This is a genomic window from Bradyrhizobium sp. PUT101 (genome assembly GCF_052043945.1).
Lineage (GTDB): Bacteria > Pseudomonadota > Alphaproteobacteria > Rhizobiales > Xanthobacteraceae > Bradyrhizobium.
In genome coordinates, this window is sequence record NZ_CP197207.1 from 826,394 (window position 1) to 846,459 (window position 20,066).

At 64.4% G+C, this 20,066-nt stretch carries 22 protein-coding genes; 14 read left to right on the forward strand and 8 right to left on the reverse strand.

What is annotated here, in order from left to right:
• Positions 1–48: 48 nt before the first annotated feature.
• Together ACSHT2_RS04020 and ACSHT2_RS04025 are read left to right on the forward strand one after the other, a co-directional pair.
• On the forward strand, positions 49–612 hold the full coding sequence (locus tag ACSHT2_RS04020; protein ID WP_440643039.1) for a DinB family protein: 564 nt from the start codon (positions 49–51) through the stop codon (positions 610–612).
• 37 nt (positions 613–649) lie between these two features.
• Positions 650–1,282, forward strand: coding sequence for an HAD family hydrolase (locus ACSHT2_RS04025; RefSeq protein ID WP_440640480.1), 633 nt, complete (start codon positions 650–652; stop codon positions 1,280–1,282).
• A 117-nt stretch (positions 1,283–1,399) separates the two neighbouring features.
• Here the strand turns inward: ACSHT2_RS04025 and ACSHT2_RS04030 are convergent, their stop codons facing one another.
• Entirely contained in the window at positions 1,400–2,026 is a 627-nt protein-coding gene (locus tag ACSHT2_RS04030; protein ID WP_440640481.1) for a TetR/AcrR family transcriptional regulator, read from the reverse strand.
• Between the two features lie 93 nt (positions 2,027–2,119).
• Here ACSHT2_RS04030 and ACSHT2_RS04035 point away from each other — a divergent pair, with 93 nt between their 5' ends.
• Both ACSHT2_RS04035 and ACSHT2_RS04040 read left to right on the forward strand, forming a co-directional pair.
• Positions 2,120–3,241 carry an alpha/beta hydrolase family protein gene (locus ACSHT2_RS04035; RefSeq protein ID WP_440640482.1) on the forward strand — a complete coding sequence of 374 codons (1,122 nt, stop codon included), beginning with the start codon at positions 2,120–2,122 and terminating at the stop codon, positions 3,239–3,241.
• Between the two features lie 29 nt (positions 3,242–3,270).
• Positions 3,271–4,116, forward strand: coding sequence for a DUF3313 domain-containing protein (locus tag ACSHT2_RS04040; RefSeq protein WP_440643040.1), 846 nt, complete (start codon positions 3,271–3,273; stop codon positions 4,114–4,116).
• A 75-nt stretch (positions 4,117–4,191) separates the two neighbouring features.
• On the opposite strand, the gene ACSHT2_RS04045 is transcribed toward ACSHT2_RS04040, so the two are convergent.
• The 5 genes from ACSHT2_RS04045 to ACSHT2_RS04065 all read right to left on the reverse strand — a co-directional run bounded on the left by ACSHT2_RS04045 (position 4,192) and on the right by ACSHT2_RS04065 (position 9,833).
• Entirely contained in the window at positions 4,192–5,145 is a 954-nt protein-coding gene (locus ACSHT2_RS04045; RefSeq protein WP_440640483.1) for a YVTN family beta-propeller repeat protein, read from the reverse strand.
• A 2-nt stretch (positions 5,146–5,147) separates the two neighbouring features.
• Positions 5,148–5,711 carry an SRPBCC family protein gene (locus ACSHT2_RS04050; RefSeq protein ID WP_440640484.1) on the reverse strand — a complete coding sequence of 188 codons (564 nt, stop codon included), beginning with the start codon at positions 5,709–5,711 and terminating at the stop codon, positions 5,148–5,150.
• Between the two features lie 789 nt (positions 5,712–6,500).
• On the reverse strand, positions 6,501–7,268 hold the full coding sequence (locus ACSHT2_RS04055; protein WP_440640485.1) for an AAA family ATPase: 768 nt from the start codon (positions 7,266–7,268) through the stop codon (positions 6,501–6,503).
• A gap of 87 nt (positions 7,269–7,355) precedes the next feature.
• On the reverse strand, positions 7,356–8,216 hold the full coding sequence (locus tag ACSHT2_RS04060) for a PCC domain-containing protein (RefSeq protein ID WP_440640486.1): 861 nt from the start codon (positions 8,214–8,216) through the stop codon (positions 7,356–7,358).
• A 9-nt stretch (positions 8,217–8,225) separates the two neighbouring features.
• Complete coding sequence (locus ACSHT2_RS04065; RefSeq protein WP_440640487.1) at positions 8,226–9,833, reverse strand: acyl-CoA synthetase; 1,608 nt, start codon at positions 9,831–9,833, stop codon at positions 8,226–8,228.
• A 332-nt stretch (positions 9,834–10,165) separates the two neighbouring features.
• Between ACSHT2_RS04065 and ACSHT2_RS04070 the strand changes: the two genes are divergently transcribed.
• The gene (locus ACSHT2_RS04070; RefSeq protein ID WP_440640488.1) at positions 10,166–10,525 is read left to right on the forward strand and encodes a hypothetical protein; all 360 of its coding nucleotides are present in this window, start codon (positions 10,166–10,168) and stop codon (positions 10,523–10,525) included.
• Between the two features lie 85 nt (positions 10,526–10,610).
• Positions 10,611–10,886 carry a GNAT family N-acetyltransferase gene (locus tag ACSHT2_RS04075; protein ID WP_440640489.1) on the forward strand — a complete coding sequence of 92 codons (276 nt, stop codon included), beginning with the start codon at positions 10,611–10,613 and terminating at the stop codon, positions 10,884–10,886.
• 47 nt (positions 10,887–10,933) lie between these two features.
• Here the strand turns inward: ACSHT2_RS04075 and ACSHT2_RS04080 are convergent, their stop codons facing one another.
• Positions 10,934–11,329: an SPW repeat protein gene (locus tag ACSHT2_RS04080; protein ID WP_370112704.1), complete on the reverse strand. Its 396-nt coding sequence runs from the start codon at positions 11,327–11,329 to the stop codon at positions 10,934–10,936.
• Between the two features lie 318 nt (positions 11,330–11,647).
• On the opposite strand from ACSHT2_RS04080, the gene ACSHT2_RS04085 reads away from it, so the two are divergent.
• The gene (locus ACSHT2_RS04085; RefSeq protein ID WP_319334336.1) at positions 11,648–11,923 is read left to right on the forward strand and encodes a GNAT family N-acetyltransferase; all 276 of its coding nucleotides are present in this window, start codon (positions 11,648–11,650) and stop codon (positions 11,921–11,923) included.
• Between the two features lie 49 nt (positions 11,924–11,972).
• On the opposite strand, the gene ACSHT2_RS04090 is transcribed toward ACSHT2_RS04085, so the two are convergent.
• The gene (locus ACSHT2_RS04090; RefSeq protein WP_440640490.1) at positions 11,973–12,365 is read right to left on the reverse strand and encodes a DUF3597 domain-containing protein; all 393 of its coding nucleotides are present in this window, start codon (positions 12,363–12,365) and stop codon (positions 11,973–11,975) included.
• A 335-nt stretch (positions 12,366–12,700) separates the two neighbouring features.
• Here ACSHT2_RS04090 and ACSHT2_RS04095 point away from each other — a divergent pair, with 335 nt between their 5' ends.
• The 7 genes from ACSHT2_RS04095 to ACSHT2_RS04125 all read left to right on the forward strand — a co-directional run bounded on the left by ACSHT2_RS04095 (position 12,701) and on the right by ACSHT2_RS04125 (position 20,048).
• Positions 12,701–13,609 (forward strand): DUF2189 domain-containing protein, encoded by a 909-nt coding sequence (locus tag ACSHT2_RS04095; protein WP_440640491.1) that lies wholly within the window; start codon positions 12,701–12,703, stop codon positions 13,607–13,609.
• Between the two features lie 130 nt (positions 13,610–13,739).
• On the forward strand, positions 13,740–14,564 hold the full coding sequence (locus ACSHT2_RS04100) for a lytic murein transglycosylase (protein WP_440640492.1): 825 nt from the start codon (positions 13,740–13,742) through the stop codon (positions 14,562–14,564).
• Between the two features lie 766 nt (positions 14,565–15,330).
• Complete coding sequence (locus ACSHT2_RS04105) at positions 15,331–15,483, forward strand: DUF1127 domain-containing protein (RefSeq protein ID WP_007590701.1); 153 nt, start codon at positions 15,331–15,333, stop codon at positions 15,481–15,483.
• A gap of 125 nt (positions 15,484–15,608) precedes the next feature.
• The gene (gene trmFO, locus ACSHT2_RS04110) at positions 15,609–17,036 is read left to right on the forward strand and encodes a methylenetetrahydrofolate--tRNA-(uracil(54)-C(5))-methyltransferase (FADH(2)-oxidizing) TrmFO (RefSeq protein ID WP_440640493.1); all 1,428 of its coding nucleotides are present in this window, start codon (positions 15,609–15,611) and stop codon (positions 17,034–17,036) included.
• A gap of 7 nt (positions 17,037–17,043) precedes the next feature.
• The gene (locus tag ACSHT2_RS04115) at positions 17,044–18,138 is read left to right on the forward strand and encodes an AMP-binding enzyme (protein WP_440640494.1); all 1,095 of its coding nucleotides are present in this window, start codon (positions 17,044–17,046) and stop codon (positions 18,136–18,138) included.
• Positions 18,139–18,232: 94 nt separating this feature from the next.
• On the forward strand, positions 18,233–18,790 hold the full coding sequence (locus ACSHT2_RS04120) for a CAP domain-containing protein (protein ID WP_440643041.1): 558 nt from the start codon (positions 18,233–18,235) through the stop codon (positions 18,788–18,790).
• Between the two features lie 79 nt (positions 18,791–18,869).
• Positions 18,870–20,048: an aminotransferase class V-fold PLP-dependent enzyme gene (locus ACSHT2_RS04125; protein ID WP_440640495.1), complete on the forward strand. Its 1,179-nt coding sequence runs from the start codon at positions 18,870–18,872 to the stop codon at positions 20,046–20,048.
• Positions 20,049–20,066: the final 18 nt, after the last annotated feature.

A 20,066-nucleotide genomic window follows, 5' to 3' on the forward strand; every position in this document is an offset into this window, starting at 1 on the left:
TTGCGCGCCCGGAATGTGCCGACGCACATGTCTGACGGAGAACGAGTTTTGCCTGCCGGACTTGTGCAAACCTATCGCGCGTTCGCCCACAATAATGCCTGGGCAAACCATCGGCTGCTCACGGCATGCGCTGCTCTGCCTCAGATTGATTTCGAAGCCGAGCGGACCGGCTTTTTTCCAAGCCTGCAGCGCACACTAAACCACATCCATGTCATTGACCTCTTCTATGTCGATGCGCTGGAGGGCGGATGGCTGGGCCCGGCGGCCTGGAAGAACGAGGTGCCCTACCCTTCCCTTGCCGCGCTCAAGCCCGCGCAAGCCGCGGTCGACGAGCGCTTGATCGCTGTCTGCGATGCATTGACGCCCGAGATTCTCAACACCATTGTGAGGATCAACCGCGACACGGCCGTGCAGACCGAACGCCGCGACCGGCTGCTCATGCATCTCTTCCAACATCAGATTCATCATCGCGGACAGGCACACGCCATGCTGTCTGAAACGAGCGTCGCACCGCCTCAGCTTGACGAGTTCTTTGCAGAGGGAGAAGCATCGCTCCGCGCCGGCGAATTCGCCGAATTGGGTTGGACCGAAGACACTGTGTGGAAACTCTAGTTCAATAATTGGATGAACGAGCAGATATTGCCTTCACGTGCCCTACTCCCTCGCCATATTCGACCTCGACGGCACCCTCGCCGACAGCTTTCCGTGGTTCCTCCGCACCATCAACGATGTCGCCGATCACTTCAATTTTCGCCGCGTGAAGGATGAGGACATCGAAGAGCTGCGGCATGCGTCGAGCCGCGAGATCCTCGCCCGGCTCGAAGTGCCCTTGTGGAAGCTGCCGGCGATCGCGCGGCATGCGCGGCGGCTGAAGGCGGAGGCAGCTAGCGAGATTCCGCTGTTCGCGGGTGTCGAAGCAATGCTGCGGACGCTGGCCGAGCATGGCGTGCAGCTCGCGCTGGTGACGTCCGACAGCGAAGCCAATGCGCGCGAGAAGCTCGGGGACTCCGCCGCGCTGTTCGCGCATTTCGACTGCTCTGCGTCGATATTCGGCAAGCCTGCGAAATTCCGTCGCGTCATCCGGCGGGCGGGCGTAAGCCCTGAGCGTGTGATCGCGATCGGCGACGAGGTTCGCGATATCGAGGCCGCTCGCGCCGTGGGCATCGCCTGCGGCGCCGTATGCTGGGGCTATGCCGCGCCCAAAGCGCTGCGAGCGCATGCGCCGGACCACACGTTCGAGCAATTGGACGAGATCGTACGGGCGTTGTGCCCGGCGCGGTAGCCCGGATGCGCACAGCGATATCCGGGTCCTCAGCCATTCCCGCATGTCGCCTCGCTCATGCGGGCTCGCGCCACGTCACCAACTCACATCAGGGATCGACCGTCAGTCTTGCGCGAGTCAGTCTTGCGCGAGGACTCCCCTTCCGATCTCCTGGTCCAGGCATGCAAAAGCCTCTCTCAGGCAAATGGCGAGAGGTCGCTTCCCCTGGTCGCGGTTCCAATTATCGATCGCAAGACGTAGTGCTCCGACCGACATCATGGCGACCATGCGGAGCGCAGGTTGCCGCTTGTGTTGCGGCCACATCTGGCAGAGCGCGGCGAGTACCGCTTGTTCTTTCTCTACATATTTCGCCTGTTGTCGTATGCGAAGCGACTCGTTCGCGCACATCAGGCGTTCGATCACCTTGGTTTGCTTGTAATCGGCCGGAAAGCGGGCCGTCAGCTCCAGCAAGGCGTTCTTCACGGCATTGAGGGGTGACTGTTTGGTCGATTGCTCCAACACGGCGGCTCGCAGGGTCTCGGTGAAGCCGCCGTCCTGCCACGCCACCAGAATCTCTTCCTTGGACTTGAAGTAATAGAAGAACGTCCGCCGCGAGATCCCGGCTGCCTCCGCGATCGCGTCGAGCGTCGTTGCCTCGTAGCCGTGGGTCAGAAACAGTTTCAGGCCTTGCTCGGCGATGCGATGCAGCGTCTCGCGCCGCTTCCGTTCGCGCAGACCTTCCTCCTTTCGGGGCGAATTTTTCATCGCTTGTTTCTGCCATGAAATCGACCAGTTTGCAAAATTACACTAAGTGCAGCTAAACATTACACTCGGTGCGGGTTTACGCAAGGTGCATTCATGGTGAACCGGTTGGGCGGCGACACTTCCTCTTGGCATGTTCGAGCGGCCGCCGCGCGCAGCGCCGGCGATACAATCGCCCCGGAAAAGATGACGCGACGGCGTTTCGGCGCCGCGCTGCTGGCGATCGCAGTCACAACCGCGCTCACCGCACATCCAGCGCAAGCGCAGTCCGCCCCGCCCGCCTTCATCGACTTCGACTGGGTCGATCCCGCGCGTTCGCGGGATGTTCCGGCGCGCCTGCATTGGCCGACGAGTGTCGCGCCGGGATCGCGCGTACCGCTCATCGTGTTCTCCCATGGCCTGGGTGGCTCCCGCCGGGGGTACAGCTATCTCGGGCGATATTGGGCGGCCCGTGGCATTGCGAGTTTGCATGTTCAGCATGCGGGCAGCGATTCGTCGCTCTGGCGAGGCAATCCTCTCACCGTCGTGGACCGTTTGCAGCGAGCGGCTCATGAGAGCGAGGCGCTGGCGCGGGCCAGGGATCTGCACTTGGCTCTGAACCTTGTGCTGTCGAGCCCTTACGGCGCCCAGATCGACCGCCAGCGTATCGTAGCGGCCGGACATTCATATGGCGCAAACACGGCCCTTCTTGCGGTTGGCGCCCGCGTGATGCGTGAAGGGCGGTGGGTCGAGGCCCGCGACCCGCGCTTTTCGGCGGCAATCGTCATCTCTGCGCCGCCCTTTTACGGCGAGTCAGACCTTGCCTCGGTACTGGGCAACATCGCAGTTCCGAACCTGCACGTGACTGCGACAAACGACGTCATCGAAATCCCGGGATACCACTCGCCCGCTGCCGATCGATTGGCTGTCTTCAACGCCATCGCCACACCGCGCAAACTGCTTGCCGTGTTTGAAGGCGGGTCGCACAGCATCTTTACCGATCGCTCGTTCACAGGTGGTCCGGCTCTCAATCCGAGAGTGAAGGCTGCGACGGCGGAACTCACTCTGGCTTTCCTCGATCTGGCCTTCGACGGCAACGAGACGACGCTGGCGCGCTGGAATGCGACCTGGCAGCCAATCCTGGCGTCCGCGCCCGGCGTCGCGCCGTCTCCCGTTCCGGTCGCGCGTTCCCGGCGCTTGGCCCAGAGGGCGGCGATCGGTCTTGCTCCCTCGCCATGAGATGGTCTGTCGTAGCGACCTTGAGCTTGATGGCTGCTGGTTGCGCGACCGCACCGCTGGAGCGGTCCGGGTCCCTGGCCTCTTACGACAATCTGACGCCGTCCGACGGTCTTCTGACCAAGTCGCAGGTTCGGATCAACAAGGCTGATGTTCTCGCCGCGAAGACTGCGCGTATCGAGCCAACTGCGTTCGCGGTAACCGCCGCCAGCCAGCCGTTCTCCGACCGGCAGCGCAGCCTGATCAAGAATGCGATGAACAGAGCGATGTGTCTTGCGCTGAGCGAGCGGTTCCGGATTGTAGCACCGACGGAAGCCGCAGACTTGAATGTTCGGGCGGTCATCACCCACATTGCGCCGACCGATGCGACGGCAGCCGGCGTCTCCAAGGTCGCGAGCGTTGTACCGTCCATCGTTGCTCCCGGTGTGCCCATCCCTGTACCGCGGCTTCCGATCGGACTTGGGAGCCTGTCCGTAGAGGCCGAGGCCCGTGATCGCAGTGGCAACCAACAAGCTGCCATGATCTGGGCGCGCGGAGCGAATTCCTTTACCAGCGCTCCGCGCGCATCGAGCGACGGGGATGCCTATGATCTCGCCAGCGCTTTCGGAGACGATTTCGGGAAGATGCTTGTTACCGGCGAGAGCCCGTTCGGAAAGGTCTCGGCGCCGCCATCCATCGGCAGTCTGCAGGCCTCTCTCGGCGGCGCGCCCAAGGAGGCGATCTGTGAAACATTCGGGCGAGCGCCAGGACTGATTGGAATGGCCGGAGAGAGGATTGGGCTGCCGCCGGATTGGACCGACCGGGGTGCGCCGGCCAACGCAGTCTCGGAAGCGGCGGTTACCGATCAGGCCGGCCCCCCGCAAACTGATCAGCGCTGACTGGTGTTACTGAATGAGCGATCGGCAGCAGCTTCATGCAGTGTCGTCGTTTGGAACGCCGCGGGTTTTGACGAACTACTCGGTCCTGCGCAAAAACGCCCCGAATGCGCGCGGGCCATCGCCGGTCTTGATCTCACCCACGACTTTCAGCTCGGCCGCATCGATGATGCTGAGCGTGTTGCTTTCCCAGCAGGCGACAATGACGCGCCTGCCGTCAGCGGTTGCCGCAATGCCTTCGGGATAGTCGCCGACAGTGATGCGCTTGATCGGCTTCAAGCTCGCCAGGTCAAACACGCTGACGGTGCCGCCATACTGATCGGTGACGAAGCCGCGGCCCTGCGTCAGCGCCACCGCATAGGGGCGCATCCCGACCGGCACACGGCCGATTTCGCGGGCCTCCGCGATATCGATGACCGAGACATCGTCGGAGCCGACATTGGCGGTGTAGGCCCGCCTGCCATCGGCGTCGATGGTGACGCCGAACGGGCGCGTGCCGACCTTGATGATCGCCTTGCGCTGGCGCGTCGCGGTGTCCACCACCGAGACGCTGTCGTCGTCACGGTCGGCCGAGAGCAGCAGCTTGCCATCCGGCGTCACCGCGAGGCCCGATGGCGAGGCGCCGACCGCGATGCTGGCCGTGACGCTGCGCGAGGCCGTATCGATCACCCGCACCGCGGCCGCATACCAGTCGGCGACATAGACGGTGCGGCCGTCTGGCGCCACGGCAATGCCGAGCGGCCCGCCGCCGACCTCGATCCGCCCCGCGACTTGCCGCGCGGCCGCGTCCACCACCGTCACCGCCTTGGCGTCGGGACTCGTCACATAGGCAAAACGCCCGTCGGCGCTGACGGCCACGCCCGCCGGCTTGCCGCCGATCGGAATCGTCGCAACGCTGCGCGACGTCGCGAGGTCCACGACCATCAGATCATCGCTGAGTTGGTTGGTGACGAACGCCTCTTCAGCTGACGCGCCGCCGACACGGGCAAGGCAAAGGCCGGCGGCGAGCGCCGCCAGGACCAGCACCCGCACGATCAGCTACCGCTCTCGATTTTCTTCTTGAGCGCCTCGAGCCCGGCCTTGTACAGCCCGCTCACCGCAGTCCTGGCGGCCTCGTCGCTCAGCTCCGGCGGCGGATCGTTGTTGGGATAGCCGCGATAGAACGCGCCGGCCCATTCCAGCTTCGCCTTGCCGTCCGGCGCCGGCGACACCGTCAGCGTCGAGGAATAATTGGTCACCGGCAGCACCTTCACGTCGACCTTGGTAATCCGGTACGAATAGCTCAGCAAGTCGGGCTCGTATTTGTAGAGCTCCTCCTCCACCGTCGCGCCGCCCGTCAGGGTCAGCGTCCGCGTCGCGCCGATCTCGTTGCCCTTTTCGCCCGTGGTCTTGGTGACGGGTGGAAGCCAGCTCATGTCCTGAAAGTTGCGGATCGCAGCCCAGACCTTGTCCTGCGGCGCATTGATCTCGATGGATTCCCTCACCTTCTGCCGCGTCGGCCCGTGCGCCCAGACCGGCTCGAACGCCGTCGTCAGTGCCATCCCCGCCACCGCCAGCGCCGCGACCCCGGCGAGCGCCGGTCCCATCGTCATCCTCATGTCGTTTCCTCACTTGATCCTGCGCGACTTGAAGCGCGCTGGGAGCATCGTAGCGCATTTTTGGACGGTGGGGAGACCGGTTCGTGGCGCGGCTGTGGCGGCGCGCTCCCCACCATCACACCATCTGTTGCGGTGCCTGACGGGCAAAACACGCCAGACCACGGTCAACGCCTGCGGGCGGAAATAATTCGCTTTACTAGAATTCGGAATTAGCGCAAGTTCTGGCCATCCCAGCCCGGGCCGAGGGGCGTATCGCGATCGTCATGACACGCGGGGTGGGACGTGGTGGACGCGGGCGGCATCGCGCGCAGGCGGCTTGCGCGCACACGACGGGTGCAGCCTGCGTACGGCAAAATCGTGTGGTCCTGGCGCCCGGGGTCTGTGCGCCAAGTCCTGCGGTGACGTTGCGGCCCGACCGGGTTCGCACCGTCAGTCATCCGCAAGGCGACGGGGGCAATAGTGCATCGCTCCCCGAGGAGATCACGACATAAGCCGTAAAACCACTGCGCAGGGAAGGCCGGACGTTCAGGCTGCCCTGTATGCCGCTGTGCAACACTTCCAGCGCAATTCGCGCACAGCGGACCACGGGTGCCAGCCGGCGCCCGGCCTTCCCTGCGCCCCCGGCACTTTTGAGGGCGGCGATCAACCAAAGCTCGGGCACGATGTGCCGCGAGAACGGGGAACTGCGTCCGCAACCAAACCGAATGTCGATTGAGGCTACGCCGATGCCACACACTCCGTCATTGCGAGCGCGGCGAAGAGAGACCAAGTGTCGGTCGCCCGTCTCAACTACTCCGCCAGCGTCGCCTCCACGAACCCGCGCGGATCGTCGCAGAACTCCCGCATCACCCGATAATGATCGGTCTGTTCGACCATCGTCGGCTCCAGGCCGTATTTCCCGAGCCGCAGCAGCCGCGCGTTGGGATAGGCCATCAACATCGGCGAATGCGTTGCCATGATCACCTGGCAGATCCGGGACTCTTCCATGCGGCGCAGCAGCTTCAGGAATTCGATCTGGCGAGCCGGCGACAGTGCCGATTCCGGCTCATCAAAGATAAAGATGCCCTGACGCTGGCAGCGCTCTTCGAAGAAGCGCAGGAACCCCTCGCCATGGGAATGCGACAGGAAATCGGGGCCGACCTGGCCGGCATCACGCGCGGCCTTGTCCAGATATCGCGCGACGGAGAAGAAACTCTCGGCGCGGAAAAACCAGCCATTGGTGATCTTCGGCAGCCAGCTTGCGCGCAGCGCTTTGGACAATTGGCCGCCCATCTTCTCCCGCGCCTCGGAGTGATCGACCGGCATATAGCCCTTGCCGCCCCCGGCATCGTCGTAGCCGGCGAGCGCCGCGATCCCCTCGAGGATCGTCGACTTCCCGGTGCCGTTCTCTCCCACGATGATGGTGATGGCCGCGTCGAAGTTGAGCTCGAAGTCATCGGGGAAGATGGGCAGGCAAAACGGATAGGCCTCGCGATCGTGAACTTGCGACGGATCGAGCCAGACCCGCTTCAGATAAGGCGCAGGCAGATTGATCGTCCGATTGCCTTTTCGTGCCATTGCCCACCCCTGAAACCTCCGCTAGAACATAACAGGAACATAAGAATTGCAAAGCGATATCTGCCCCGCCCGCCCAGGCCTGACCAGCTACGCCAACGCCTCCAGCACCAGCTCCATGGTCATCAGCACGGGATTGTCGCCGCGGATCAGGCGGCCCTCGGCGATGCCGCCGGTGTAATCGATCAATGCAACATCGAGCGCGGCCTGCAGTTCGCCGGAAGCGCCGGGCGCGATCGCGCCGGCCGTGATCGCCAGCTCGGTGGCAAAGGGCTCGGTGATGCCGCCATGGGTGAAACGCGCGCCGATTGTCGAGCCGACGCCGCCGTGAATTTTCGCACGCGCGATGCCATGTGCACGGCAGAAGTCCTCGAGGCCGCCGGCAAAATCCTGATTGGGCCGCAGCCGCAATGCGAAGCTTCGGCTCGTCGTGCGGGCGCCGGTGCTCGCGACCGCGACGGGCCCGAACAGCTTGAAATTGGTCTCCGGATCGGGCTCTGCGGTGAACATCGCGCCATCGACGCCGAACGCCTGGACCTCGAAAGGCTCGGCAACAACGGTCTCATCCGGCAGCATGTGGCCGCCGCTTGCCTTGCCATCGGCTTCGGTCCAGAGCCCGTGGCAATGAAAGAACGGCGCGCCATCGCGCATGCCGAGCGTCATGCTGCCAAGCTTCGTGCGCGTCACGCCTTCGGGCCGATACGTGTCGCTGTAGAACGCCGCATTCTCGCCGGTCTTCGACAGCGCCGGCATGACATAGGCGAACGGCCCGAGCGCACCGCGGCCGAAATTCAGTACGCCGCCGGCAAAACCCTCTGCCGCAAATCCGCGACGTGCAGCTTCCAGCAACGGCAGACCTGCCTGAAGCGTGAAGGAAAAGGCACGCCCCCTCGCCTCCACCCATTGAATGCGTTCGGCGGCGGACGGGCCCGGCTGCTTGATACTCCGCATCACCTGGGCTCAGCCCGCCTTGGTCTTGTCGAGATCGAGCAGCCCGCGCGCCTCGAGCTCGTCACGCACCATCCGCTTCGGCACCTTGCCGTAGCCGGATTTGGGCAGCGCCTCCCAAAAGAAAAACCGCTTCGGCATTTTGTAGCGCGGCACTTTTGGCGAGAGGAACGCGGCCATCTCGGCTTCGCTCACGGCCTTCGCGCCTTCCCGCGCGACGCAGACGGCGACGCCGACCTCGCCCCAGGTCGCATCGGGCACGCCGAGCACAGCGACTTCGCCGACCGCGGGATGCGTCAGGATCTTCTCCTCGATCTCGCGCGGATAGATGTTGGAGCCGCCGGAGATATACATGTCGGAGGCACGTCCCGTGATGTAGACGAATCCCTCCTCATCCATGTGGCCGAGATCGCCGGTGCGGAACCAGCCGTTGCGAAACGCCTTCGCATTGGCTTCGGGATTGTCGTAGTAGCCGGCGAACACGGCAGGCCCGATCACGCAGATCTCGCCGCTCTGGTTGGCGGCAAGCTCCCGGCCCTCGTCGTCCTGGATCGAGACCTGCATGCCAGTGCGCTCGAAGCCGCAGGTGCCGATCTTGGCGTGCGGGCCGTCGTCGGGATCGTGCAGCGCGGCCGGCAGCACGGTGATGTTGCCGGTGACCTCGCCAAGGCCAAAATACTGCACGATCACCTTGCCGAGCTTCTTCAGCGCAGCCTTCTGATCCTCGCGATACATCGGCGCCCCCGCATAGATGATCTGGCGCAGCGAGGAATGATCGTATTTGTCGGCGGCGGGATGCTCCACCATCATCTTGAGGATGGTCGGCACCGTGAAGAGATTGCTGACGCGATGCGCCTCGATCAGGCGGAACGCCTCGTTGATGTCGAATTTTTCGGTCGGCAGCAGCACGGTGCGTGCGCCGCGCGCGGTCTGCATCAGCTGGTGCACGCCGGCGCCGTGCGACAACGGCGCCACCACCAGCGAGGCATCCTGCTCCGTCACACCCGGTGTCAGATCGGCCAGATGATTGGTGACGACGAACCCCATCTGGCCGTGGGTGAGCACAGCCGCCTTGGAACGGCCGGTGGTGCCGGAGGTGAAGAAGAACCAGCAGGGATCGTCGTGTTCGACAGCGGCGTTCTCGACTGCCGTTTCCGCCCGCGAGGCCATGGCCTCAGCAACCGACATATCCGCGAATGGCGCCTTGCCGTCGATGCTCCAGGTGAATTCCAGCGCGCCGCCGCTCACGGCCGCAGCGTGCTCGGGAAAATCAACATGGCACAGAAACGCCTTGGCGCCGGAGGCCTGCGCGAGATAGCTGACCTCGTCCGGCATCAGGCGGAAATTGGTGGGCACCCAGACCGCGCCGAGCCGAAACGCGGCGAACATCGAGACGAACATCTCCTCGCCGTTCTTGGAATGGACAAGAATGCGGTCACCCTTGGCAACGCCGCGCGCGGCGAGTGCGGCCGCCAGCGCCGAGACCTGCGCATCGATCTCGCGCCAGGTCCAGGATTTGTCACCCCAGACGAAGCCGGGGCGCGATCCATGCCGCCGCGCATTCTGGGTCAGCATGTAGGCGAGATTCATGACGCGGCGGGACATGCGCAGGGGCTGCATCGGGCTTCCTCTTCGACGACGGACAGCGCACAAGCTGCCCGCTCATTGCCGCCCATTTATCGCCATCGCCAGCGCCCCTGCAAGGCCGGCTGCCGCGGACCTGGCTGTCGCATTCCTCCTCGTTGACGTCGCGCAGCGCCTTCTGCACGCCCGGTGGATAGTCGGCCGGATTGAATGGCTTTGCGTCGTCGGCGCGCGCTGGTCACGAGCAAGGTGAGCAGGAGGATCAGAGATCGCATCGGCGCTGGTCGCAGCCACAACCGCAATTGTTCAGTGAATTTTAAACATGATCGGCGCACGCTTCATCCGTCTTCGCGTACAGAGTGCATTCCATGATCAAAGCGCCCGCCGTCATCCTGCTCACGCTGGCGCTCGCAGGATGTGCCGTTGCGCCACAGGCGCATCTGGCTTCCGATCCCGCCTTCAAGCCTGCGCGTTACGCCTGGGATGGCGCCGGCGAGGATCCCAACCGGCCGCGCGCTGCTTCACAACCAACGCGGACCGCTGCCCGCTCCGAGCGCAACAGGTCGCAAGCCGGCGTTCAGCCCTATTCGAAGGAATGGTGGCAGGCGCAGGACGGCATCGAGGCCGAGCAGGACGCCAAGGTCAACCGCGCCCTGGTCATCTGCCAGGGTTGCCTCCGCCCGCCGCCGCAGCCCGAAGATTCCAGGCTGGCCAAAGCGACCGATTGAACCGAACGACCTCAACATTGAAGATCTGCCGACCCGACCGCGCGTTGCGGCATGGCGCGAGGCTGGTGGCTGGAAGGGCGACGACATGAGCGACGTCATCAACAACAAGGCCCAACACCGCTACGAGCTCGCGGTGGAAGGCCATCTTGCGACCGAGCATTACAAGCTCGATGGCAACGTGATCACGTTCGAGCATACGGACGTGCCGAAGGAACTTGGTGGCAAGGGCATCGGCTCGAAGCTGGTGCAAGGCGCACTCGACCAAGTCCGCGCCGCTGGATTGAAGCTGATCCCACAATGCCCGTTCGTGAAGGCGTGGATCGACAAGCACCCGGACTATGCAGATCTCGTAACGACATGAGTACACAGGCCCGCCCCGTGGCCGGCGGGCCTTCCGATATCTAGGGCCTATTGCCCATGCTTGAGCAAGTCCTGGTCAGTCTGACCCCAGTCTTGCCACAGCTGGAGTATGCCGAGCAGCACCACCACCGCACCGAGGGTCGTGTGATAGATGCGGAGGAAGCCGTCGGCGGAATAGCCAATCACGTAAGGCGAGGCGATGAGCCACAGCCCGACCAGGATCGTGGTCACCTCTTGCCACCGCTGCAAGGCCACGTACTCGAGCTGGCTGAGACCAAACACGATCAGACCGATCGCGACGGTGTTGAGGATGGCCGTCTGGTGTCCGGTGATCCCCTGATCCTGGACGGGAAACCACGGCGAAGCCACGATCGCCGCGCCAAGCAGCATCCCGCACCAGTCTTCCCATGTTCGATGAGTCTTCAAGAAACCAGAGTCCGACATCGTACCCTCCTGCAAAAGAGGCATACGTCTGCGGCTGGCGATCACGACACTCCGAATATCTGGCGACCCTGCCGGCCGCATTCGGGCGTATGTCCTCTCCAGGACGTGGGAACCGAACTTCGGCTTGCAAGAGCCGTAGCGAGGAATATTTGCGGTCGCCGCGCCATGCTCGCAGGGCGCGATTTCCATACTGCACTGCGGTCACCGCGGCGCATTTGCGGATATCTCCTCTGCGCCAATCTGCCTTGGCCTCACCTTGGCAAGGGCGAAGTCGGCGTCCTAGATCAAGAGGCAATCTGCATTTCGGAAGGATCCCTCATGGCGGCATCGGTACGCGACAACAAGGACAGGAGCCGCTTCGAGCTCGATGTCGGCAGCGACATAGCCTTCGCCAATTACCGGCTGACGCCGTCCGCCGTCATCATCACCCATACCGAGACGCCGCGCGCGCTGCGCGGCCGCGGCATCGGCTCCGAGCTGGTCAAGGGCGCGCTGGACTTGATCCGGCGCGACGGCAGGAAGGTGATCGCCGGCTGCAGCTTCGTCGTCGACTATCTCGACAGACATCCGGAGGATGCGGATCTGGTCGCCTGAAGGCAAAAGGGCCCGCGAGATCGCGGGCCCTTGGCACGACCCGGGCGGGTCAGTGCTTGATCTCCGGCGGCAGCTTGCCGCCGTTGGCGGCGAGCTTGGACATCACCTGCTTGTGCAGCCAGACGTTCATGCTAGCCGAGTCGTTCATGTCGCCGCTGTAGCCCAGCTCCTTGGCGAGATCCTTGCGCGCAGCGAGGCTGGAATCGATGTCGAGCGCCTTCATGAGGTCGACGATCGAGGTGCGCCATTCCAGCTTCTCGCCCTTGTGTGCGGCCGCCGCCTTGTCGACGATCGCCGCCACGTCAACGGCAGCCATGGGCGCTGCGGCCGAAGCGCCTGGCGCCCCTGTGGGCGCGCCGGGCGAAGCTGCGCCGCCGGCGGGCGCGGCGGAGGCCGGCTGGCTGCCGAAGATCGCGCTCATGATTTTCCCGAAAATGCTCATGTCTGCTCCCCGAAAAGGAATCCGTTGGAAGGGCCTTGAGTGGCACTTATAGACGAAGTTACTGCGCTACGCCCGCGAAGTTCCGCAAGCTACCAGCAGCATCAGCTTATCTGCGGCGAAATGACGACAGAATGACGTCGTTGTGGTTGCGCCGCGACATCGAATTTCACCCAAGCGGGAGGGACAGGACTCGGACTTCGGAGTATGCTTGTTGTTTAGCTCGCGATGCCAGCCGGAATTCGCGTCTGGTCGGGATCGCGGGATTTCAGAGAATGCGGCCGCTTGCGCCGTTTGCTGGCGCCGGGTTCGGCCGCCTGGCAAGGGAGCTAGCGACCATGGCCACACTCTACCAGGGCAATGTCCCCAGGATGGCCCAGCCCGAGGATGCGGCTGGACCGGCGATCCGAACCATCCGACTGTCCGATCTGCAGGACGCACTCAGGCGCGGCTGGGAAGACTTCAAGGCCGTTCCCAGCCACGCCATCATCCTGTGCGTGATCTACCCGGTGCTCGGCCTCGTGCTCGCCCGCGTGGTGATGGGGTATTCGGTGCTGCCGCTGCTGTTTCCGCTGGCTGCCGGATTCGCGTTGATCGGGCCCTTCGCCGCGCTGGGACTCTACGAGCTCTCCAGCCGGCGCGAGCGTTATGAACCGGCGAGCGCCTGGGATGCCATGGAAGTGCTGCGCTCGCCTTCGTTCGGTGCGATGCTCGGCCTCGGGACGTTGCTGCTCGCCCTGTTCGTCACTTGGGTTGCGACCGCGCAGGCGATCTATGTCGCAGCCTTCGGCTACGAGGGCGTAACCGGACTCTCGGACTTCATGACGCGCGTGCTGACGACGCAGCAAGGCTGGTGGCTGATCGCGGTTGGCTGCGGCACCGGCTTCCTGTTCGCGCTCGCCGCGCTCTGCATCAGCGTCGTGTCGTTCCCCTTGATGCTCGACCGTCATGCCGGCGCGTTCGAGTCGATGGTGACTTCGCTGCGCGTCGTCGCAAGAAACCCGGTACCGATGGCGGCGTGGGGCTTGATTGTGGCGGTGCTGCTCGCGCTCGGCACAATACCGGCCTTCCTCGGGCTCGCCGTGGTGATCCCGCTGCTCGGCCATGCCACGTGGCACCTCTACCGCAAAGTGATCATCTCGGAGCCCGAGGCACGTCCGGTGCCGCCCCCGCCGCATCGTCCGCGTAAGCCGGCCGCCGACTTCCCGGCCAACCTCTTCCCGTGGCGGAATCGGACGGACGCCTGACGATATCGTGACATGCGATCCTGCACCGGCTCGGGCAGGATCGCACCCTGTTGTGCGCCTTGCTTTGGCCGCGGTTCCGACCGAGATTGCGCCCACCGGTCAGATCGCTTCACGGAATTCATTTACTCGAATGACCCCGACGATTTCTCGTCTCGCTCTCGCAGCCTTGGTCCTCTCCGCGTCAATTTCAGCAGCCCAGCCAGCGCTTGCCGCTGTTGCCTGCGGCTCGGGCAATTTCGACTCCTGGCTTGCGGATTTCAAAACCGATGCTGCAGCGAAAGGCATCTCGCAGCAGGCCATCAACGCCGGGCTCGCCGGCGTGACGCTCGATCAGAGCGTGCTCAACCGCGACCGTTCGCAAAAGGTCTTCAGCCAGACCTTCGAGGAGTTTTCCGGCCGCATGGTGCCGCCACGCATGCAGCGCGGCTCCAACATGTTGAAGCAATACGGCTCGGTGCTGTCGCGCATCGAGCGGGCCTATGGCGTGCCCGGCGAGATCCTGGTTGCGATCTGGGGTCTGGAGACTGATTTCGGCGTCAACACCGGCAAGTTCGCAACGATCCGTTCGCTGGCAACGCTGGCCTATGACTGCCGCCGCTCCGAGCAGTTTCGCGCCGAACTGATGGATGCGCTGCGCATCGTCCAGCGCGGCGATCTCGCCCCGGCCGATATGAAGGGCGCCTGGGCCGGTGAGCTCGGCCAGACCCAGTTCATGCCGTCATCCTGGATGAAATATGCCGTCGATTTCGACGGCAATGGCAAGCGCGATCTGCTGCATAACGCGCCTGACGTGCTCGCCTCCACCGCCAACTATCTCGCCGGCTATGGCTGGCAGCGAGGCAAGGATTGGCAGCCGGGCAGTCCGAATTTTGCGGTGCTTCAGCAATGGAACAAGAGCGAGGTCTATTCCAAGACCATCGCCTATTTCGCCACCCAGCTGGCGCGCGCCCCCTAAACCCTCGAACAGGCGATCGAGGGACGATCGCGCAGCGACCGGCCCTCTCTTTAGTGCGCTGACGTCTCGACGTTTCTATTCGACCATGGTGGCCTGCATCGCCTTGTTCAGATGCGCGCCGCACACACCCATCTTGCCGTTGAGCAGCGCGTCCTGCGCAGCCGCGATTCCCTCTGCGCGTCGAACTTGCCGTCGCCGTCGGCCATGTTCTCGATCTCGGTCTCCGTCTCGGCACGACTTTCCTTTGGGGCGCGGCAACTTGCCGCAACAAGCCCTGTAACGAACGCTGCACGGAAAGCGTGTGCATGCGCCGAGGGGCGTTTGCCAGTCGAAAGGTGGCACAAGCCCTCCGCTCTCGCTCGCATCGCTCGGGATCCACGCGGCAAGGCGAATCGACAAGCGAAAAAATGATTTTCAATTCATATTTTGACCCCTGCACACATGCGATCCGCGCATGTGTGACTTGGGTCCAGACGCTGGTTCAAGTACTTGGCGGGCGCAGGACGCGCAACATATTTCCTTAGCGCGCCGATCCTATGCAGAGCCATAAGTCCGTGAATTCACGGGCATTTGTCCCGATTACCCGGACGCGCTGCCTGTTGCTTGGGCGGGAGCGCCGTCAGGTTAATCGTCCGTTACGGGCGCTATGCAATCTACGCTTAGCTGCATCGCAACATAGGAACTTTCGCACTGCACTACGCCCATCTATATTCACTTCAACGATGAAGCCCGGGCAAGGGCTGAATCGAACTACAGGAGACTACCAATGCTGCTCTCGCTCATCCGCATGATCCAGGCCTTCCGGGACTATCAGCGCAATGTTGCCGAGCTGTCCCAGCTCAGCGATCGCGAATTGGCCGATATCGGCCTCGATCGCTCCGACATCCCGCGCGTTGCCGCCGGTCAGTATCAGGGCTGATACGTTCAGCCCTCGACTGGACGACCCGATAGCGCCCGCCTTGTGCGGGCGTTGTCGCATCTGGTGGCAGAAAACTCGATCTCGGCGATTCCACTCTCCGCCGAAAAGCGCTACCTGTCCGCCCCATGACAGGATCCCAATCCAACATCGTCCACGTGATCGGTGCCGGCCTCGCCGGTTCCGAAGCTGCTTGGCAAGTGGCGAAATCCGGCGTGCCCGTGGTGTTGCATGAGATGCGGCCGACCCGCATGACCGAGGCGCACCGCACCGATGGGCTCGCCGAGCTCGTCTGCTCGAACTCGTTCCGCTCGGACGACGCCGCCAACAACGCCGTCGGCCTCTTGCATGCGGAGATGCGCCGGCTCGACTCGCTGATCATGCGCGCGGCCGATGCCAATCAGGTGCCCGCCGGCGGCGCACTCGCGGTCGACCGCGACGGTTTCTCGGCGGCCGTCACCAAGGCGCTGAACGATCATCCCCTGATTGAGATCGCGCGTGGCGAGGTCGCAGGCCTGCCGCCGGCCGACTGGAGCAACGTCATCGTCGCCACCGGCCCCCTCACCTCTGCGCCGCTGGCTGACGCCATCCGCGAGCTGACCGACGAGAACGCGCTCGCTTTCTTCGACGCCATCGCGCCGATCGTGCACCGCGAGTCCATCGACATGTCGGTGGCCTGGTTCCAGTCGCGCTACGACAAGGTCGGCCCCGGCGGCAACGGCGCCGACTACATCAACTGCCCGATGACCAAGGAGCAGTATGACGGCTTCGTCGCCGCGCTGATCGCTGGCGAGAAGACCGAATTCAAGGAATGGGAGACCAACACGCCCTATTTCGATGGCTGCCTACCGATCGAAGTGATGGCGGAGCGCGGCCCCGAGACGCTGCGCCATGGTCCCATGAAGCCCGTCGGCCTCACCAATCCGCACGATCCCGCCACGAAAGCTTATGCGATCGTGCAGCTCCGTCAGGACAACAAGCTCGGCACGCTCTACAACATCGTCGGCTTCCAGACGAAATTGAAGTACGGCGAGCAGCAGCGCATCTTCCGCACCATTCCCGGGCTGGAGAAGGCCGAGTTCGCCCGACTCGGCGGCCTGCATCGCAACACCTTCCTGAATTCGCCAAAGCTGCTCGACGGCCAGTTGCGGCTGCGCGCACAGCCGCGGCTACGCTTTGCCGGCCAGATGACAGGCTGTGAGGGCTATGTGGAATCCGCCAGCGTCGGCTTGATCGCCGGCCTCTATGCAGCAGCGGACGCGCGCGGCGGAGCACTTGTCGGTCCGCCGGGCACGACCGCGCTCGGTTCGCTACTCGGCCACATCACCGGCGGCCATATCGAGACCATCGAGCCGGGCACACGGTCGTTCCAGCCGATGAACATCAATTTCGGCCTGTTCCCGCCGCTTGCGACGGCGCCGACGAAGAAGGCCGACGGCACGCGGTTGCGCGGCAACGAGAAGACGGTGGCCAAGAAGCAGGCGCTGAGCGCACGGGCCCTCGCTGATCTCGATCGCTGGATCGCCGATCACCTGCACATTGCCGCCGCCGCGTGAGTTTTCGATGAGCCTCCCCAAAGACGACGCCGCAGAGCTGTCGGCGCGCTGGACCGAAGGCGTGCTGCTCAAGCGCGACGTGTTCTCGACCGTCGAGCGCGGCCGCTTCCGCACCGAGAGCGGCGAGACCGACGCGGTGCTGCGCCGGCTCGACGAGGTGCCATGGTGGTCGTTTCTGCTGGCACGCCATCTGTTCGCCCGCGAGAAGCATGCGCTGGTGCGCGCCAAAGGCCTCGACGTCGGTCCCGAGCTGCTGTGGGCCGGACGCCGCGCGTTGGTGCGCGGCTTCGTCGACGGCGTCGCGCTGCATCTGGCAAAGCCGCATGGCGATCTCGCCTATTTCCGCTCGGCCAAGGCCGCGCTGCGCCGACTGCGCCGCGCCGGTATCTGCCACAACGATCTCGCCAAGGAACAGAACTGGCTGGTCGGCCGCGACGGTCGCGCCTATGTGACCGACTTCCAGCTTGCGGCTTGCTTTGCTCGGCGCGGCCGGCTCTATCGCATCCTCGCCTATGAAGACCTGCGGCATCTGCTGAAGCACAAGCGCTCCTACGCGCCGGAGGCGCTGACGCCGCGGGAGCGGAAAATCCTGGCGAAGAAGTCGTTCGCCGCGAGCCTGTGGCTCGCCACCGGCAAGAAGGTCTATCGCGCCATCACCCGCGGCCTGTTCAACTTCACCGACCGCGAGGGCGGCGGCCGGCGGCTCGTCAACGACGCGCCGGTGCTCGCCGAGCTGATCCGCCGGAATCCCGCCGTGCGCGACACCGCCATCGTCGCCTTTGCCGACCGCCGCTCCGGCGTCGGGCTCTATGCCTTCGTCGAAGCCGATCAGGCCGCGCTCGAAGGCCAGCTCCGTAGCGAGCTTGCCGCGGCCAAGGGACCGAAGCCGCCCGAGCACATCCAGATCGTGCACGCCTTGCCGCGCAACACCAGCGGCAAGCCGCGCACCGAGGTCCTGCAGCTGGTCGCGATGAACCAGCTCGACCTGATCGAGCCCATGATGAAGAACGAGCAGGACCGTGCCTTTCTCAAGGACATCCTGGAGCAGCGCAAGAACCTGCGCGACCGCTTCAATTTCGAGGCGAACCTGCCGGCGAGTTAACATTGCGGCGTGCCTTGAAGCGTCCACATTGGCGATAGAGAAACTGTCGAATAACGCGGGGCCGGCAAGGATCATGGGCACTGGGGGGACGATGATGCAACGTGTGGCTGGCGGGATGATCGCTGGCCTTCTGCTGCTGGCGGGCGCGCCCGCGATGGCCGACTTACCGGCCGAGCTGATCTCGGGCTTCCGTCTCAAACATGGGGAGGCCCGCGTCGTCCGCGATGCCACCCTCGACCGCATCGCCATGGATCAGGCCCGCGCGATGGCGGCGAAGGACGACCTCAGTCACGACGCGCTCGGGCCCTTCAACCGCCGCGTCGCGCCGGCGGGCGCGGGCCGCGCCGCCGAGAACATCGCCTACGGCTACGACAATTTCGAGAAGACGCTGGGCCAGTGGATCGACTCCTCCGGGCACCGCAAGAACCTCCTGCTGCACAACGCCTCCCGCGTCGGCATTGCCAGCGCCAAGAATGCCAGCGGCAAGCGCACCTATTGGGCCATGGTGATCGCCGGCGATTACGAGCCGAAGGGCAAGAGTAAGGGCAAGAAGGACAAGGAGCCGCTGGTTGCCGTGAAGCGCGAGGCGGCGCCCGCGAGCAAGCCCAAATCCAGCAGCTGCCACATCAAACTGCTCAGCCTCTGCATCTGAGACAGGACTACGCCGTCTTGCTCGCAGTCCTCGGCGCGTCTAATTCATTCCATGAAGATCGCGAGAAGCGGAGGCGTCAGTGATCGACATCAACCGGATACGTGCCGACACGCCTGCCGCCTCCCGACTAGCGTACCTGCACAATGCGGGCGCGGCGCTGATGCCGGCGGCAGTCGTCGCGGCGGTGAAGGGTCATATCGACCTGGAAAGCGAAATTGGCGGCTATGCCGCTGCCGACAGCGTGTCCGATCGGCTCGATGCGGTGTATGGCTCGGTGGCGCGTCTGCTCAATGCCTCACCTGACGAGATCGCCCTGGTGGAGAACGCAACGGTCGCCTGGCAGATGGCGTTCTACGCGCTTCCGATCCGCAAAGGCGACCGTATCCTGACGGCCGAGGCGGAATACGCTGCCAATTATGTCGCCTTTCTTCAGGTCGCGAAACGAACCGGCGCGACGATCGATGTCGTGCCGAGCGATGCCAGCGGCGAGCTCGACGTGCACGCGCTCGAACGCATGGTCGATGAGCGCACAAGGCTCATCGCCATCACCTGGGTTCCGACCAATGGCGGGCTGGTCAACCCCGCGGCGGCGGTCGGCAAGATCGCGCGGGCGCACGGCATTCCCTACCTGCTGGACGCGTGCCAGGCGGTCGGCCAGATGGCGGTGGACGTCGAGGCGATCGGCTGCGACATGCTGTCGGCCACGGGGCGCAAGTTCCTGCGCGGCCCGCGCGGCACCGGCTTTCTCTACGTCCGCCGGGCGCTGCTGCAACAGCTCGAACCTCCGATGATCGACCATTTCGCAGCGCCCTGGGTCGCGCGCGATGAATATCGGCTGCGCGACGATGCGCGCCGTTTCGAGACCTGGGAGAACAATTATGCGGCCCGGCTGGGGCTCGGCGCTTCCGTCGATTATGCGCTCGATATCGGCATGGATCACATCGAGCAGCGCTGCCGTGTGCTGGCGGACCGCCTTCGGGACGGCCTCGCGTCCGTCCGCGGCCTCACCATTCGCGACCTTGGCCGAGCACCGGGCGCCATCGTCAGCTTCACGATGGACGGGTATGAGGCGGACGCCATTGTGAGCAGCGCCGCGGCCGCCGGCATCACGATCGGCGCGTCAGATCCGTCGAGCACCCGCATCGATGCCGAACTCCGCTCGCTGCCGCCGCTCGTGCGGGCCTCCCCGCATTATTACAACACCGAAGCCGAGATCGATCGGCTGATCGGTCACCTCGCAGGTCTGCGGTCGCGATAGCGGCATCGCCGCGCGCCG

Excerpts from the sequence above, each read along its gene's own strand:
- ACSHT2_RS04105 (WP_007590701.1), top strand. The coding sequence starts at position 15,331 with ATGCTGCTCTCGCTCATCCGCATGATCCAGGCCTTCCGGGACTATCAG.
- ACSHT2_RS04065 (WP_440640487.1), bottom strand. The coding sequence starts at position 9,833 with ATGCAGCCCCTGCGCATGTCCCGCCGCGTCATGAATCTCGCCTACATG.
- ACSHT2_RS04090 (WP_440640490.1), bottom strand. The coding sequence starts at position 12,365 with ATGAGCATTTTCGGGAAAATCATGAGCGCGATCTTCGGCAGCCAGCCG.
- ACSHT2_RS04030 (WP_440640481.1), bottom strand. The coding sequence starts at position 2,026 with ATGAAAAATTCGCCCCGAAAGGAGGAAGGTCTGCGCGAACGGAAGCGG.
- ACSHT2_RS04080 (WP_370112704.1), bottom strand. The coding sequence starts at position 11,329 with ATGTCGGACTCTGGTTTCTTGAAGACTCATCGAACATGGGAAGACTGG.
- ACSHT2_RS04075 (WP_440640489.1), top strand. The coding sequence starts at position 10,611 with ATGAGCGACGTCATCAACAACAAGGCCCAACACCGCTACGAGCTCGCG.
- trmFO (WP_440640493.1), top strand. The coding sequence starts at position 15,609 with ATGACAGGATCCCAATCCAACATCGTCCACGTGATCGGTGCCGGCCTC.
- ACSHT2_RS04095 (WP_440640491.1), top strand. The coding sequence starts at position 12,701 with ATGGCCACACTCTACCAGGGCAATGTCCCCAGGATGGCCCAGCCCGAG.
- ACSHT2_RS04070 (WP_440640488.1), top strand. The coding sequence starts at position 10,166 with ATGATCAAAGCGCCCGCCGTCATCCTGCTCACGCTGGCGCTCGCAGGA.
- ACSHT2_RS04035 (WP_440640482.1), top strand. The coding sequence starts at position 2,120 with ATGGTGAACCGGTTGGGCGGCGACACTTCCTCTTGGCATGTTCGAGCG.
- ACSHT2_RS04040 (WP_440643040.1), top strand. The coding sequence starts at position 3,271 with ATGGCTGCTGGTTGCGCGACCGCACCGCTGGAGCGGTCCGGGTCCCTG.
- ACSHT2_RS04060 (WP_440640486.1), bottom strand. The coding sequence starts at position 8,216 with ATGCGGAGTATCAAGCAGCCGGGCCCGTCCGCCGCCGAACGCATTCAA.
- ACSHT2_RS04085 (WP_319334336.1), top strand. The coding sequence starts at position 11,648 with ATGGCGGCATCGGTACGCGACAACAAGGACAGGAGCCGCTTCGAGCTC.
- ACSHT2_RS04100 (WP_440640492.1), top strand. The coding sequence starts at position 13,740 with ATGACCCCGACGATTTCTCGTCTCGCTCTCGCAGCCTTGGTCCTCTCC.
- ACSHT2_RS04120 (WP_440643041.1), top strand. The coding sequence starts at position 18,233 with ATGCAACGTGTGGCTGGCGGGATGATCGCTGGCCTTCTGCTGCTGGCG.
- ACSHT2_RS04050 (WP_440640484.1), bottom strand. The coding sequence starts at position 5,711 with ATGAGGATGACGATGGGACCGGCGCTCGCCGGGGTCGCGGCGCTGGCG.
- ACSHT2_RS04055 (WP_440640485.1), bottom strand. The coding sequence starts at position 7,268 with ATGGCACGAAAAGGCAATCGGACGATCAATCTGCCTGCGCCTTATCTG.
- ACSHT2_RS04115 (WP_440640494.1), top strand. The coding sequence starts at position 17,044 with ATGAGCCTCCCCAAAGACGACGCCGCAGAGCTGTCGGCGCGCTGGACC.